The following is a 16,291-nucleotide window of genomic DNA, read 5'->3' as shown; positions in this document are numbered from 1 at the left end:
AAGCCTTTTAAAAATATTTGTTAGAATTTTCTAAAAAATCTGGCGAAAGTCCTTGCTTTTATGAAAAAATAGGGTATAATGGTGAAAACACTATCTTTAAGGAGATTACTTATGAAATCGAAAAAGTGGCTCTTAGGAGCAGGTGCTGTTTTGAGTGCAGCCCTATTATTAACTGCTTGTGGGCAAAGTGAAAAGAAAGCGGACGTTCCCAAAACATTCTCTTATGTCTACGCTATGGATCCATCTTCTTTGGATTATAGTGTGACGAGCAAGAGCTCAACCTCTGACGTTATAGCAAACGTTGTTGATGGTCTTTTGGAAAATGATAAGTATGGGAACTTAATCCCATCACTTGCAGAAGACTGGTCTGTTTCAAAGGATGGTTTGACTTACACCTACAAACTTCGTAAGGGAGTAAAATGGTATACCTCTGATGGAGAAGAATACGCTGAAGTTAAGGCCAAAGACTTTGTTACTGGGCTTAAACATGCCGCTGACGGAAAATCAGATGGTCTTTCTTTGATTCAGGATTCTATCAAAGGTTTGGCAGAGTATGTTAGTGGTGAGAACAATGATTTCTCTACCGTAGGAGTTAAGGCTGTTGATGATTACACGGTAGAATACACGCTCAATAAACCAGAAAGTTTCTGGAACTCTAAGGTCACAACTGCAACCATGCTCCCAGTTAATGAAGAATTTTTGAATTCTAAAGGGAGCGACTACGGTGCACCAACCCCATCAAGTATCCTTTATAACGGTCCTTATTTCTTGAAATCATTGACTTCAAAATCAGTCATTGAGTATGAAAAGAATCCAAACTACTGGGATAAGGACAATGTTAAGATTGACAACATCAAACTAACTTTCTACGATGGATCAGACCAAGAATCTTTGATTCGTAGCTTTACACAAGGTGCTTATACAACAGCCCGTCTCTTCCCAACAAGCTCAAACTTTGAGTCAACTAAACAAGAGTACGGCGATAAGATTGTCTACAGTCCACAAGAAGCGACTAGCTACTACCTCACTGTTAACGTAAACCGCCAATCTTACAATAAAACAGCCAAAACAGACGAAGCTCAAAAAACTTCAACGAAAGAAGCTCTGCTTAACAAGAACTTCCGTCAGGCGCTAAACTTTGCCCTTGACCGTCATTCTTATACTGCTCAGTTGAATGGTGAAGAAGGTGCGAACAAGATTATCCGTAACAGCCTAGTGCCTCATGACTACGTTCAAGTAGGTGAAAAGACCTTTGGAGAGTTGGCGCAGGCAGAGCTCGTTTCATATGGAGACCAGTGGAAAGATGTAGCCCTTACAGATGGCAAGGATACGATTTACAGTCCTGAAAAAGCTAAGGCAGCCTTTGCTAAAGCAAAGGAAGAATTGCAAGCTAAGGGTGTTACCTTCCCAATCCATTTGGATATCCCCGTTGAACAAACAGATGTAATCGCGGTTCAACAAACCAACTCACTCAAGCAGTCTATCGAATCATCACTTGGTACTGAAAATGTCATTGTTGATGTCCTTCAAATGACCGATAATGAGAAAATGAGCATTACGTCTCAAGCCAAGGTTCCATCCCAAAAAGACTATGACTTGAACGGAACTGGTTGGGGACCAGACTATCAAGACCCAGCTACCTACCTCAACATCCTTGATGCTAAGAAGGGTTCTGCCCTTAAACACTTGGGGATCAAGCGCGGAGGAGATCCAGAAGTGATGGCTCAAGTTGGACTGGACGAATACAAGAAACTCTTGGATGACGCTGCAGCTGAAACCAGCGACCTTAATAAGCGTTATGAAAAATATGCTAAAGCTCAAGCTTGGGTGTCTGATAGCTCACTCTTGATTCCAGTTGCTTCTTCAGGTGGTTCTCCAACTGTTAGCCGAACTGTACCATTCACAAAAGCATACTCTCAAGTCGGAATCAAGGGAGACCCATTTGTGTTCAAAGGTTTGGAGTTGCAAAATGACGTTGTGACTGCAAAAGAATACGAAGAAGCCTTCAAGAAATGGCAACAAGAAAAAATCGAAACAAATGCCAAATACCAAAAAGAACTTGAAAAACACGTCAAGTAATCTATAAATAGAAAAGGAAGTTGCAGGAAACTGTGCTTCCTTTTTTTGTTTTGAGACACCAGTTGTCATAAAAGTAGTAACTTTACATTTTTGAATAAATTTGATAAAATATGGTTATGTTATAAAAAGTGACATAAAGGAGCAAATGATGATCAAAATGAAAAAAAGACTAATCGGGACAGGTCTTGTCTTAGCGACAGGGATTTTGCTCTCGGCATGTGGACAGTCCAACACAGATACTAGCACTTATTCATCAACATTTAGTGCGAATCCAACAACTTTTAACTATCTTCTAGATTATTATGCAGATAACACTGCCGTTATTACCAATCTTGTAGATGGTTTGCTAGAAAATGACAGCTACGGGAACCTCGTGCCTGCTCTTGCAGAGGATTGGTCAGTTTCAGCAGATGGTTTGACCTATACCTACAAGCTTAGAAAAGATGCCAAGTGGTATACAGCTGATGGTGAGGAATATGCTTCAGTCAAAGCTCAGGATTTTGTCACTGGGATCAAATATGCCGCGGACAACAAGGGGCAAGCCATGGATCTGATCCAAAATTCAATCAAGGGATTGAATGACTATGTGACGGGTGTGACCAATGACTTTTCAACTGTTGGTGTCAAAGCCTTGGATGACTATACGGTTGAGTACACTTTGACACGACCAGAACCTTATTGGAACTCTAAGACAACCAATAGTATTCTTTTCCCAGTCAACGAAGAGTTCTTGAAATCAAAGGATAAAGATTTTGGTACCTTGACACCAGACAGTATCCTTTATAACGGTCCCTATCTGTTAAAAGATTTCACATCAAAATCTTCGATCGAATATGTGAAGAATCCACACTATTATGACCATGATAAAGTAACCATTGAAAAAGTTAAGTTAGCTTACTTTGATGGGTCAGATCAGGAGATGACCATTCGAAACTTTGAAAGTGGTGCTTACTCGATTGCAGGAGTCTATCCAAATAGTTCGAACTATGCTAAGACAAAAGAAAAATACCAAGACAATATCGTCTATAGCTTACAAGACAAGACATCTTGGTACTTTAACTTTAACGTCAACCGCAAAACCTATAATCATACCGCTAAAACAACGGACGAACAAAAGAAATCAGCTCAAACAGCTATCTTAAATAAAAATTTCCGTCAGGCTATCAACTTTGGAATTGATCGAACAGCCTACTCTGCTCAATCTAACGGTGAAGAAGCAGCGAGCAAAACCCTTCGTAATACTTTGGTTCCCCCAACATTTGTCCAGGTGGGAGATAAGACCTTTGGAGAAGTAACAGCTTCTAAGCTTGTGAACTACGGAACTGAGTGGTCAGGTATCAATTTGGCAGACGCTCAAGATGCCTACTTTAACAAGGAAAAGGCCCAAGCAAAATTTGCGGAAGCTAAAAAGGAATTGGAAGCCCAAGGCGTGACTTTCCCAATCCATTTGGATGTCCCTGTTGATCAGACGAATAAAAATGCGGTTTCTGGTATGAACTCGGTTAAACAAACCCTTGAAACAGTACTAGGTTCTGACAATATCGTTATTGATGTTCAACAGCTTTCTACAGATGACTTTGGAAATGTTGCTTTCCTAGCACCAAATCCAGCAGCTCGTGACTACGACCTAAACTTTGATGGTTGGGTTGGTGATTACCAGGATCCATCAACTTATCTAGATCCCTTCAATGCTGAAACTGGCTTCTATCTCAAGATTTTTGGTCTTGATGCCAAGGAAGACCAAGAGCTCATTAAGAGTTTGGGGCTCGATACCTATACACAACTCCTGAAAGAAGCAGATGCTGAGAACAAAGATGTCGCTAAGCGCTATGAAAAATACGCTGAAGCTCAAGCTTGGATGATTGACAATTCTCTAGTCATGTCTGCTATGTCAAATGGCGGTACAGCCTCTGTAACCAAAGTAACTCCGTTTACACGTGCCTACTCCCTAGTAGGTATCAAGGGTGACGGAAATAATTATAAGTACATGAGATTACAAAAAGACCCTGTTACCAAGAAACAATTTGATGAAGCCAAGGCTAAGTGGGAAGAAGAAAGTAAAAAGGCTATCGAAAAGAGCCAGAAAGAGTTTGAAAACCACGTAAAATAAGATTACAGACAAGGTTGCCCCTGAGCGCCTTGTCTTTTTGTGCAGAATGGCATTCGGAACTTTGCTTATATTTCAGAGCAACTTAAGAGAACAAAAGCGAATGAAAACGCTGAAAATAGCAAGGATGGATGGAATTTCCATCATGATTGTGATATAATATTTATAACTATTAACGTGTATAGGGGATTATCATGAGTAGACGTTCAAAGAGAGCTCGTTCTGGCAACATGAAACGAAATATTAACATAGTCTTATTAACCATTTATCTACTGTTGGGTGGTTTTTTGCTGTTCTTGATTTTTAAACATAATATCCTAGCTTTTCGATACCTCAATATCCTTACGGCGGTTCTTATTTTTATTTCTGCTGTAATTGCAATCCTTCTGATAGTGTATAAAAAAGCCGAGAAGTTTACGGTTTTCTTTTTGACACTTGCTATCGTAGTTAGCTCGGTTTCTCTCTATGCTTTGCAACAGTTTGTCGGTTTTACCAATCATATCAATGCGACCTCAAACTACTCAGAGTATTCGATGAGTGTGGTCGTTTTGAAAGATAGTGAAATCAGTAATGTGACTCAGTTAGGGAGTGTTACAGGTCCGACTGAAACAGATAATGATAATATCCAAAAGTTGGTGGCGGATATTAAGACGACACAGAGTAAAGACTTGACAGTTGAACAGAGTACTTCTTATCTAGCAGCTTATAAGAGTCTGCTTTCTGGCGAAACGAAAGCAATTGTCTTAAATAGTGTCTTTGAAAATATCATTGAAGCAGAGTATCCAGATTATGCTTCAAAAATCAAAAAAATCTATACAAAACAATTAACTAAGGATGTTGCGGCACCAAAGGTATCGAAGAATAAAGCTTTCAATATTTATGTGAGCGGTATTGATACCTATGGTCCGATTAGTTCCGTTTCGCGTTCTGATGTGAATATTCTAATGACTGTGAATCGAGATACCAAGAAAATCCTTCTCACTACAACTCCTCGTGATTCCTATGTTCCGATTGCGGATGGAGGAAACAATCAAAAGGACAAATTGACCCATGCAGGGATTTATGGAGTAGACTCGTCGATTCATACCTTGGAAAATCTCTATGGGGTGGATATTAACTATTATGTGCGCTTGAACTTTACCTCTTTCTTGAAGTTGATTGACCTTTTAGGTGGCGTAGATGTTTATAATGACCAAGATTTCACATCTTTACACGGGAAGTTCCATTTCCCAGTTGGAAATGTCCATCTAGACTCTGAGCAGGCTCTTGGTTTTGTCCGTGAGCGCTACTCTCTAGCAGATGGAGATCGTGACCGTGGTCGAAACCAACAAAAGGTTATTGTAGCTGTGATTCAGAAATTAACATCAACTGAAGCTTTGAAGAACTATGACAATATTATTCAAGGATTACAAGATTCTCTTCAGACCAATATGCCTTTGGAAACCATGATGGATCTGGTTAATACTCAATTGGAGAGTGGTGGGAACTACAAAGTCAACTCTCAAGACTTGAAAGGAACTGGACGCACGGATCTTCCTTCATACGCTATGCCAGATAGTAACCTCTACATGATGGAAATTGATGAAAGTAGCTTGGCCGCTGCGAAAGCTGCTATCAATGATGTGATGGAGGGCAAGTAGCATGATCGATATTCATTCGCACATCGTTTTTGATGTGGACGATGGTCCAAAGTCGATAGAGGAAAGTAAAAAACTTCTTAGAGAGGCCTACAGTCAAGGAGTGAGGACAATCGTTTCAACTTCGCATAGACGAAAAGGGATGTTCGAAACTCCTGAAGAAAAAATCGCGACTAACTTTCTAAAGGTGCGAGAAATGGCTAAGGAAGTTGCGGATAACTTAATCATTGCCTATGGGGCAGAAATCTACTATACGCCAGATGTTGTTGAGAAGTTAGAAAAGAAATTAATCCCGACCCTCAACGATAGTCGCTATGCTTTGATTGAGTTTAGTATGAATACACCCTATCGGGATATGCATAAGGGGCTGAGTAATATTCTAATGTTAGGCATTACACCCATCATTGCCCACATTGAACGTTACGATGCTTTAGAAAACAATGAGCAGCGCGTGCGAGAGCTGATTGATATGGGATGTTATACTCAAGTCAATAGTTCTCATGTCTTGAAACCTAAACTCTTCGGAGAAACTTATAAATTCATGAAAAAGAGAGCTCAGTATTTCTTGGAACGAGATCTGGTTCACGTGATCGCAAGTGATATGCACAACTTGGATCACAGACCTCCTCATATGGAGGAAGCCTATGATATCATTGCCAAAAAATACAGTGAAGATAAGGCTAAGGAACTTTTTAAGGATAATCCCCGAAAAATAATAATGGATCAATTGATTTAGGAGAAAAAATGAAAGAACAAAATATGATGGAAATCGATGTATTTCACTTACTTAAAATCCTTTGGAAACGAAAATTTTTAATTGCTTTGGTAGCATTCGTGACAGGGACAGTAGCATTTGCCTACAGTAGTTTTATTGTGAAGCCGGAGTTTACGAGTACGACCCGAATTTATGTGGTCAACCGTAATCAGGGAGATAAGCCAGGTTTGACCAACCAAGACTTGCAAGCTGGATCTTACTTGGTAAAAGACTATCGTGAAATCATTCTCTCGCAAGACGTTTTAGAAAAAGTTGCGACTGATTTGAAACTAGATCTCCCTCCAAAAGGTCTAGCTAGTAAAATTAAGGTAACAGTTCCAGTGGATACGCGTATTGTTTCTATCTCTGTGACAGATCGTTTGCCTGAAGAAGCGAGCCGCATCGCTAACTCTTTGAGAGAGGTTGCTGCCCAAAAAATCATCAGTGTCACGCGAGTTTCAGATGTGACAACGCTTGAAGAAGCTCGTCCTGCAACATCCCCATCGTCTCCAAATATCCGTCGCAATACCATGGTTGGATTTCTTGCTGGCGCAGTTGTAATGGTTGTTACGGTTCTCCTAGTTGAGCTCTTAGATACACGAGTGAAACGTCCAGAAGATATCGAAGATGTGATGCAAATTGCGCTATTGGGAGTAGTTCCAAATTTGGATAAATTGAAATAGGAGAGAGAGATGCCAACATTAGAGATTGTACAAAAAAAATTAGATTTGGCAAGAAAAGCTGAAGAATATTATAATGCGCTTCGTACCAATATACAGTTGAGTGGGAATAATTTGAAAGTTATTTCGATCACGTCTGTGAAACCGGGTGAAGGGAAGTCAACTACTTCTACAAATATTGCTTGGGCTTTCGCGCGTGCGGGCTATAAGACGCTGTTAATCGATGCCGATATTCGTAATTCTGTCATGTCAGGTGTTTTTAAATCACGCGAGAAGATTACTGGACTAACAGAGTTCTTATCTGGGACGACAGACCTATCACAAGGCCTATGTGATACCAATGTTGAAAACTTGTTTGTTATTCAAGCGGGTTCTATATCACCCAACCCAACAGCCTTGCTACAAAGTGAAAATTTTGCAACCATGCTTGATACCTTGCGTAAGTACTTTGATTACATCATTGTGGATACAGCGCCAATCGGAGTTGTCATAGATGCAGCTATCGTCACTCAAAAATGTGATGCTTCTGTTTTGGTAACTGCTGCTGGTGAAACAAATCGTCGTGATGTCCAAAAAGCTAAAGAACAACTCGAACAAACAGGAAAACCATTCTTAGGAATTGTGCTTAATAAACTCAATACTTCAGTTGAAAAATATGGCTCCTATGGAGCATATGGAAACTATGGGAATTATGGCAAAAAATAATAAATAGTTTAGGGAAGATATTATGGAAGAAAAGGGATTGAAGATTACTTTGGCGGCAATCCAGAGTTTTCTTGTCATTTTATTAGCATATTTACTTAGTTTTGTAAAGGAAACAGAGATTGTAAATACTTCTGTTATTATCTTGTTCATTCTTCATTTTTTTGTGTTTTATATCAGTGATTATGGGCATGATTTTTTTAAAAGGGGTTATTTAGCAGAGTTTATCAACACGACAAAGTATATCGTGTTCTTTGCTTTAGCTATCAGTATTTCGAATTTTTTCTTAGAAGATCGTTTTAGTATCTCTAGACGAGGAATGATTTATTTTTTGACTATACACTCTATTCTGTTGTATTTGTTGAATCTATGCATTAAACGCTATAGAAAAAGCATCTTTCCAAATCTCAAGGGGAGTAAGAAGATATTCTTGATAACAGCGACCTCTAGGGTTGAAAAAGTCATCGATAGGTTGATAGAGTCGGGAGAAATTTTTTGGAATTTGGTGGCGGTCAGTGTTTTAGACCAACCTGATTTTCAGCAACAATCCTTAACAGTTGTACCTGCTGAGAACATCTTAGACTTTGCTACTCATGAAGTTGTTGATGAGGTCTTTATCAATCTACCAAGTGAAGAGTACGACATCGGGGAGTTTATCTCACTTTTTGAGACAATGGGAATTGACGTGACAGTTAATCTCAATGCTTTTAACGATAATTTAGGTAGTGATAAAAAAATTCGTGAAATGGCAGGTTTGAATGTCGTAACTTTTTCAACAAAATTTTATAAGACGAGTCATGTGGTCGCTAAACGGATCATTGATATTGTCGGTTCGATTGTTGGATTGATTATTTGTGGTTTGGTGAGCATTGTTTTGGTTCCAATGATTCGACAAGATGGTGGGCCAGCGATTTTTTCTCAAACGCGTATTGGAAAAAATGGTCGACATTTCACTTTCTATAAATTTAGATCCATGTGCGTGAATGCTGAGCAGAGGAAACAAGAACTTTTGGCTCAAAATACCATGCAAGGTGGTATGTTTAAGGTTGATGATGATCCTCGTATCACACCAATTGGTCGCTTTATTCGTAAGACCAGCCTAGATGAGTTGCCACAGTTTTGGAATGTTCTCATGGGAGATATGAGTCTGGTTGGGACCCGTCCCCCAACAGTGGATGAGTATGAAAAATATACACCTGAGCAAAAACGTCGATTGAGTTTTAAACCTGGGATAACAGGCTTGTGGCAAGTCAGCGGGCGAAGTGAGATCAAGGATTTCAATGAAGTTGTCAAATTAGATGTGGCCTATATTGATGATTGGACTATTTGGAAAGATATTGAAATATTGTTAAAGACCGTTAAAGTTGTATTTATGAGAGATGGGGCAAAGTAATTTCTGCCCTTCAGTCCTGTTAGGAGAGAGATGAAAAAGTCAGTTTATATCATTGGTTCAAAGGGGATTCCTGCCAAGTATGGAGGATTTGAAACCTTTGTTGAAAAATTAACCGAATATCAAAAAGACAGCAACATACAATACTATGTTGCTTGTATGCGTGAAAATTCAGCCAAGTCTGGTATTACGGAAGACCAGTTTGAGCACAATGGAGCCATTTGCTTCAACATCGATGTACCCAATATCGGACCGGCCCGCGCCATCGCTTACGATATTGCAGCGGTCAATAAGGCTATTGAATTGGCTAAGGAAAACAAGGACGAGGCTCCCATTTTTTACATTCTAGCTTGTCGCATCGGTCCTTTTATTTCTGGACTTAAGAAAAAAATTCGTGCGATCGGTGGCTCTTTGCTGGTAAATCCTGATGGCCATGAATGGCTGCGAGCAAAGTGGAGCCTGCCAGTTCGTAAGTACTGGAAATTTTCAGAGCAGCTCATGGTCAAACATGCAGATTTACTGGTCTGTGACAGTAAAAATATCGAACAATATATCCAAGAGGATTATAAGCAGTATCAACCAAAGACCACCTATATTGCCTATGGGACAGATACAGCCCCTTCAATCCTGAAGGCAGAAGATACCAAAGTTCGGAACTGGTATCAGGAAAAAGGAGTTAGCGAAAATGGCTATTATCTAGTAGTGGGACGATTCGTTCCTGAAAACAACTACGAAGCCATGATTCGTGAATTTATCAAGTCCAAGTCCAAAAAGGACTTTGTTCTCATCACAAATGTGGAGCAGAATAAATTTTACGACCAGTTGTTACAAGATACTGGTTTTGATAAAGATCCTAGGGTCAAATTTGTCGGGACTGTCTATGACCAAGAGTTACTCAAGTACATTCGCGAAAATGCCTTTGCCTATTTCCATGGGCATGAGGTTGGAGGAACCAACCCTTCTCTACTGGAAGCTCTAGCATCCACAAAACTGAATTTGTTGCTAGATGTTGGCTTTAACCGTGAGGTTGGTGAAGACGGGGCCATTTATTGGAAAAAAGATGAGTTGGCTCGTGTCATTGAGGAAGTAGAGGGATTTGATCAGGTAGCAATAACTGACTTGGATTTCAAGTCAAGTCAAAGAATCCTCTCGGCTTTCACATGGGAAAAGATTGTGTCAGATTATGAAGAAGTGTTTAAAGGATAGGGAATGAAACGGATTTTATACTTGCATGCTGGTGCAGAAATGTATGGAGCAGATAAGGTTTTATTGGAATTGATCAAAGGATTGGATTCCAAAGAATTTGAAGCTCACGTCATCTTGCCAAATGACGGTGTTTTAGTCGAGGCTTTGCGCCAAGTTGGAGCTAAGGTCAGCGTGTTGGATTATCCGATTTTACGTAGAAAATACTTTAATCCTAAAGGCATTGCTGACTATATTCGCTCTTATAATTTCTATGCTAAGCAAATCGCCCTCTATGCTCGAGAACACAGTATAGATATGGTTCACAATAATACAGCGGCTGTTTTGGAGGGCATCTATTTGAAACGCAAGCTCAAGCTGCCTTTGATTTGGCATGTTCATGAGATTATCGTCAAACCCAAAGCTATTTCTGACTTTATCAATATGCTCATGGGACGATATGCAGACAAGATTGTGACGGTGTCCCAAGCGGTCGCTAATCATATCAAACAGTCTCCCTTTATCAAAGATAGCCAAGTGGAAGTGATTTATAACGGTGTCGATAATGCTGTCTATTATCCAATGGATGCGTCTTCTATTCGTGAAAAATTTGACATTGCGCAAGATGCACTTGTGATTGGCATGATTGGTCGGGTCAATGCTATAAAAGGACAAAATGATTTCATAGAAGCAGTCGAGCCACTTTTGGAAAAGAATGAGCAAGCGGTGGCTTTCCTAGCTGGAGGTGTTTTTCCTGGTGAAGAATGGCGTTTAGAAGAACTAGATAAGAGAATAGCTTCTTCATCTGTTGTATCACAAATTCATCGTATTGATTACTACGATAAGACTTCTGAACTTTATAATATGTTTGATATCTTTGTCTTACCAAGTATAAAACCTGATTCCCTACCTACAGTAGTCCTAGAAGCCATGGCTTGTTCAAAACCAGTTGTTGGTTATAACAATGGGGGAATAGCTGAAATGGTAGTAGATGACAAAAGTGGTTGCTTAGTCAAACCAAATCGTCCTCAAGAACTTTCTAATGCCATTTCTCTCTTACTAGATAGTTCTGAAAAAAGAGAAAAATTTGGGCGAGTAGGATATCAGAGACAAAAAGAGCTGTTTTCTTTGGAGAGTTACATTAAGAACTTTTCGGAGTTGTATAAAACAGATAGAAAAGATTAGTTATGAATAAAATAGATTTTGTTGTTACTTGGGTTGATGGGAATGATCCTGTGTGGCAAGAAAAAAAATCAAGCTATGATGGCTCGGTTAATACTTCTAAACAGAGTATGAATTCAGTCAAGGCTTACCGAGAATGGGGGACCTTTAAATATTGGTTTAGAGGAGTTGAAAAATTTGCTCCTTGGGTCAATAAGGTCTACCTCGTGACCGACCAGCAAAAGCCAAGCTGGTTAGATATAAATAGTGAAAAATTGGTGTTGGTAGATCATACAGAGATTATCTGTAATGACTACCTGCCAGTTTTTTCTGCCAATCCTATCGAAAGTAACATCCATCGAATCCCTGGTCTCTCAGAGCATTTTGTTTTTTTTAATGACGATATGTATTTGACAGCTCCAGTCGAGCCGACAGATTTTTTCTCAGAGGATGGTTTACCTAAATATAATACGGCTCTTTCACCGATTATTCCTGAGCGATATGGAACGGGGAATTTTCAGATAAATGACATGGAGATTGTCACTAGCTATTTCAGTCGAAATGAAATTTTGAAGAATGGCCAATTCTTTGATCCAAAGCAGGGATTAAAAAGTATCGTTAAGTCGCTACTATACAGAAATAGTCAGTTTATCTGTGGTTTCTGGGAGAGTCATCTGCCCTATCCTCTACTAAGATCAACGATGAACTTGGTATGGGAAAAGGAAAAAGCTGTCTTGGAAAGAACCTCTGCTAGTCGCTTTAGAAATCCTTCTGATACCAATGTTTGGCTCTTTAAGTATTGGCAGATTGCCAGTGGTAAATACGCTATCGGAAATCCTAAGTTGGGAGGACTCTTTTCTTTGGATAATGCCGGACCAGATTTTTGGAAGATACTAAATTCTGGCAAATACCAAATTATGTGTATCAATGATGGATTTAACATTCAAGACGAGGAGCAGGTGATGACAGACTTTATCAAGGCTATGGATCAACTGCTTCCAGATAGAAGCTCATTTGAGATTTAAACTGTAAAACTAAGTAAGAGAAAGAAAAGAAAATATGATTTCGGTAATTGTGCCTGTTTATAATGTGGAGGACTACCTTCATTATGCCATGGAGAGTTTGGAACATCAGACTTACAAGGATATGGAAGTCCTCTTGATTGATGACGGCTCGAGTGATGGCTCAGGACACTTGTGTGACCAGTATGCCCAGCAATATGATTGGGTGACTAGCTACCATAAGGTCAATGGTGGCTTGTCTGATGCTCGGAACTATGGGGTCTTGAAAGCCAAGGGCGACTGGATTACTTTCCTAGATCCAGACGACTATTTGGAACCTTGCGCCTTGGAATTGCTAGCAGAGCTACAAGATCGTACCCAAGCAGATATGGTTAGTGGTAAAGTAGAGCCGACAGCTCACTATCATCGTTATCAGAACTTCCACTTGGATCAGCTTGATCTAGATCAAGTTAAGGTTTATGACAAGGCAAAGGCTCTGACTGAGATGCTCTACGGAGACCTTGTAACGGTCTCTGCTTGTGGGAAACTCTATCGGAAAGAACTTCTTGAGAAAGCTCCCTTCCCCAAGGGGCGCATCTACGAAGACCTCTATGTGATCAGTGAGCAACTCAACCAAGCCCAATCCGTGGCTTTGTACCATCTTCCGATTTACCATTATTACCATAGACCTGGTAGCATTACTGCCTCGGCTTTCACACCAAAACAATACGAGTTTTACGAAGCAATCGATCATTTAAAAGAGGTTGTGAATGCAACCTATCCTGAGAGTTCAGAACTCCAAGAAGCTATCATTTCACGCTTCTTTACAGGAAGTCTTCTTATCTTTACGATGATTAAGGATGGGGATTCAGTAGAATTCAAGAGACTTCAGGAGAAGATGAGGCCATATTTGCCTCTTGTTTTGAAGAATGCTAGAGTTAGTAAGAAACGTAAGATTCTCTATGTTTTGATTAGTAGGTATCCGCGGCTCTATTATCAATTTAAAAAGTTAAAAAAATCCTAAGTAAGAGTTAGGGATGAAAGAAGAAAAGGAAAAAGAAAATGTTAAAGTTAGAACGTGATAAATTGCTAATTGCAGCAGTTTTAATAGTGGTTGTCTCCATAGATATGATCAATACGTCTATGTTAGCTCCTGTTTTACCTAATATTCCTAATGTAGTTCCTTTTTTTGCGGTCCTGTTACTTGCTATGCGATTTGCTTATATTCATCACTACTCTATAAGCTATCTCATCTTTGCACCAATTCTTCTTTTTGCTGGGGGCATGGTTTACTATAAGACTGGGAACCTTAATGCATTGATGTATATGTTTCTGCTTGTCTTTCTTTACAAGGCTGAGATGGAAAGTGTACTTAAAATATACTCTGTTGTAGCCTTGTTTTTTATTGTATTGATAGTGTTCTTGGCTGTGATTGGTGCTATTCCAAACTTGCAATTTGTCCAATCACGATCTGCGGGAGTCGTTGTTCGAAATTCATTTGGCTTTATTTATCCAACTGATTTTGCTTCTCACTGTTTTTATCTATATACAGCTATATCGTATATCTTTAGAAAGAAATTCATTGTTTTACGGACTGCCTTAGGATTTGGTCTGGCTTATTTCATTATTCGATATTGCGATGCGAGGCTTAATGCCGCTTCTATTACTGTAATGGCGCTCATTTTTCTGTACTTTTATTTCCGAAATGATAAACAGCGACGGCTTTTTGCTTTACTTCCTTTATCGGCTGGTATAGCGTCTTCAGTAATGATTTATCTCTCTTCTAAATTTACCTGGTCTCATCCAATGTATGTGGCTCTAAACAATTTTTTTAGTATGAGATTACACCTAGGACATGAGGCACTAAAAAAATATGCAGTGCAGTGGTTTGGGATTCGGGGCATATCATTTGTCGGTTATGGGGGGCGTACAGAATCCGTTTTGAGCTACGACTATGTAGACTCTTCCTACGTTCAGATGCTCTTTACCTATGGGATGATTCCAGTTCTCTTATTGGTCGTGTTATACATAGTTAGGTCTTGGTCACTTTATCGCAAAAAGAATTATTTGCTATTGACGGCCTTATCCTTAATAGCAGTCAACTGTATGTTTGAGGCCTTCTGGGTTCGCCCGTCTTATAATATTTTTATGTTTACTCTATTTGCAACCTTGCCAGTTATTGAATTTGAATCGAAGAAATCTACAACGAGGAACTCCTTGTGAAAGTATTAAAAAATTATTTATATAATCTTTCTTATCAGCTGTTAGTAATCGTTTTACCAGTCATTACTACACCCTATATTACTCGGGTTTTCTCATCCAATGACTTAGGTTCCTATGGGTACTACAACTCAATAGTAACTTACTTTATACTCTTAGCGACACTTGGGGTGGCCAATTATGGGACAAAGGAAATTTCCGGCCATCGTAAGGAAGTCGAAAAGACCTTCTGGGGTATTTACAGTTTACAAGTCCTTTCAACCTGTTTAGCGGTTACGCTTTATATAGTTGTCTGCTTGCTTGTGCCGTCGATGAACAATCCAATTGCTTATATACTTGGCTTTAGTTTGCTGTCTCGTGGTTTTGATATTTCTTGGCTTTTTCAAGGGTTAGAAGATTTCAAAAAAATCACAGCTCGTAACACAATGGTCAAACTTCTAGGTGTTGTTTCGATATTCCTATTTGTTAAGAAACCATCCGACTTGTACTTGTATATCATCCTCTTGGTTGCCTATGATCTACTAGGTCAGTTGAGTATGTGGCTTCCTGCTCGGGAGCACATTCGCAAGCCGCATTTGGATATAGCCTATGCCAAAGAGCATATTAAACCAGTCATTCTCTTGTTTCTGCCACAGATTGCCATTTCACTCTACATCACGCTAGATCGCACCATGTTGGGTGCCTTGTCTTCGACCAAGGATGTCGGGATCTATGATCAAGCCTTGAAATTATTGAATATTTTGTTGACTTTGGTAACGTCGCTTGGTAGTGTTATGTTGCCTCGGGTCTCCAATCTCCTCTCATCAGGCAATCAAAAGGCGGTTAACAAGTTACATGAAATGTCTTTCTTAGTGTATAACTTGGTTATCTTCCCGATGATTGCGGGGATTTTGATTGTTAACAAAGATTTTGTTAATTTTTTCCTGGGGCAAGACTTCCAAGATGCTCGCTATGCGATTGCCATCATGGCCTTTAGAATGTTCTTTATTGGCTGGACCAATATAATGGGAATTCAAATCTTGATTCCTCACAATAAGAATCGTGAATTTATGCTATCAACAACTATTCCAGCTGTTTTTAGTGTGGGCTTGAATCTCCTCTTGATCCCGCCTCTGGGCTATATTGGAGCTTCAATTGTATCTGTTGCGACTGAAGGTTTGGTCTGGCTGATCCAACTCTACTTTACACGTTCGTATCTAAAAGAGGTCAAGATCTTTCCATCTATGCTGAAAATACTTCTAGCAGCACTCCTGATGTACGGCGCCTTGTATTCTGTACAAGCTTTCATGCACTTCTCGTCTGTTGTGAATGTCTTGATCTATTCTCTGCTTGGCTTCCTAGTCTACGGTGGCTTGGTTTTGGTCTTACGTGTCTTGGA

Annotated in this window: 13 protein-coding genes; all 13 read left to right on the top strand. The window is 39.6% G+C overall.

The genetic code is table 11. From position 1 onward, the window contains the following. The first annotated feature begins 111 nt into the window (after positions 1 to 111). Positions 112 to 2,079, top strand: a complete 1,968-nt coding sequence (locus tag HMPREF0849_RS03240; RefSeq protein WP_000837398.1) for a peptide ABC transporter substrate-binding protein — start codon at positions 112 to 114, stop codon at positions 2,077 to 2,079. Between the two features lie 148 nt (positions 2,080 to 2,227). Next, positions 2,228 to 4,189, top strand: a complete 1,962-nt coding sequence (locus tag HMPREF0849_RS03235) for a peptide ABC transporter substrate-binding protein (RefSeq protein ID WP_000594269.1) — start codon at positions 2,228 to 2,230, stop codon at positions 4,187 to 4,189. A gap of 191 nt (positions 4,190 to 4,380) precedes the next feature. Continuing rightward, entirely contained in the window at positions 4,381 to 5,826 is a 1,446-nt protein-coding gene (gene cpsA, locus HMPREF0849_RS03230; RefSeq protein ID WP_000091225.1) for an LCP family glycopolymer transferase CpsA, read from the top strand. 1 nt (position 5,827) lies between these two features. After that, positions 5,828 to 6,559, top strand: coding sequence for a capsular polysaccharide biosynthesis protein Cps4B (cps4B, locus tag HMPREF0849_RS03225; RefSeq protein WP_000565332.1), 732 nt, complete (start codon positions 5,828 to 5,830; stop codon positions 6,557 to 6,559). Between the two features lie 8 nt (positions 6,560 to 6,567). After that, positions 6,568 to 7,260 (top strand): capsular polysaccharide biosynthesis protein CpsC, encoded by a 693-nt coding sequence (cpsC, locus tag HMPREF0849_RS03220; protein ID WP_000664124.1) that lies wholly within the window; start codon positions 6,568 to 6,570, stop codon positions 7,258 to 7,260. Between the two features lie 9 nt (positions 7,261 to 7,269). Then, complete coding sequence (locus HMPREF0849_RS03215; protein ID WP_001142576.1) at positions 7,270 to 7,962, top strand: tyrosine-protein kinase; 693 nt, start codon at positions 7,270 to 7,272, stop codon at positions 7,960 to 7,962. A gap of 22 nt (positions 7,963 to 7,984) precedes the next feature. Beyond that, positions 7,985 to 9,352 carry a sugar transferase gene (locus HMPREF0849_RS03210; protein WP_000391464.1) on the top strand — a complete coding sequence of 456 codons (1,368 nt, stop codon included), beginning with the start codon at positions 7,985 to 7,987 and terminating at the stop codon, positions 9,350 to 9,352. A 30-nt stretch (positions 9,353 to 9,382) separates the two neighbouring features. After that, positions 9,383 to 10,555 carry a beta 1-4 rhamnosyltransferase Cps2T gene (gene cps2T / locus HMPREF0849_RS03205; RefSeq protein WP_000750329.1) on the top strand — a complete coding sequence of 391 codons (1,173 nt, stop codon included), beginning with the start codon at positions 9,383 to 9,385 and terminating at the stop codon, positions 10,553 to 10,555. A gap of 3 nt (positions 10,556 to 10,558) precedes the next feature. Then, complete coding sequence (locus HMPREF0849_RS03200; protein WP_000822224.1) at positions 10,559 to 11,716, top strand: glycosyltransferase family 4 protein; 1,158 nt, start codon at positions 10,559 to 10,561, stop codon at positions 11,714 to 11,716. Between the two features lie 2 nt (positions 11,717 to 11,718). Next, the gene (locus HMPREF0849_RS03195) at positions 11,719 to 12,717 is read left to right on the top strand and encodes a Stealth CR1 domain-containing protein (RefSeq protein WP_001033091.1); all 999 of its coding nucleotides are present in this window, start codon (positions 11,719 to 11,721) and stop codon (positions 12,715 to 12,717) included. A gap of 34 nt (positions 12,718 to 12,751) precedes the next feature. Further along, positions 12,752 to 13,717 (top strand): glycosyltransferase family 2 protein, encoded by a 966-nt coding sequence (locus tag HMPREF0849_RS03190; RefSeq protein ID WP_000626474.1) that lies wholly within the window; start codon positions 12,752 to 12,754, stop codon positions 13,715 to 13,717. A gap of 38 nt (positions 13,718 to 13,755) precedes the next feature. Beyond that, positions 13,756 to 14,916 carry a hypothetical protein gene (locus tag HMPREF0849_RS03185; RefSeq protein WP_000915512.1) on the top strand — a complete coding sequence of 387 codons (1,161 nt, stop codon included), beginning with the start codon at positions 13,756 to 13,758 and terminating at the stop codon, positions 14,914 to 14,916. Then, on the top strand, positions 14,913 to 16,291 hold a 1,379-nt coding region (locus tag HMPREF0849_RS03180; protein WP_009013561.1), incomplete at its 3' end, for a flippase. The genes HMPREF0849_RS03185 and HMPREF0849_RS03180, both read left to right, overlap by 4 nt.

Source organism: Streptococcus sp. C300 (assembly GCF_000187645.1).
Taxonomy (GTDB): Bacteria; Bacillota; Bacilli; order Lactobacillales; family Streptococcaceae; genus Streptococcus; species Streptococcus oralis_CQ.
This window is presented reverse-complemented; position numbering and strand designations above follow the sequence as displayed.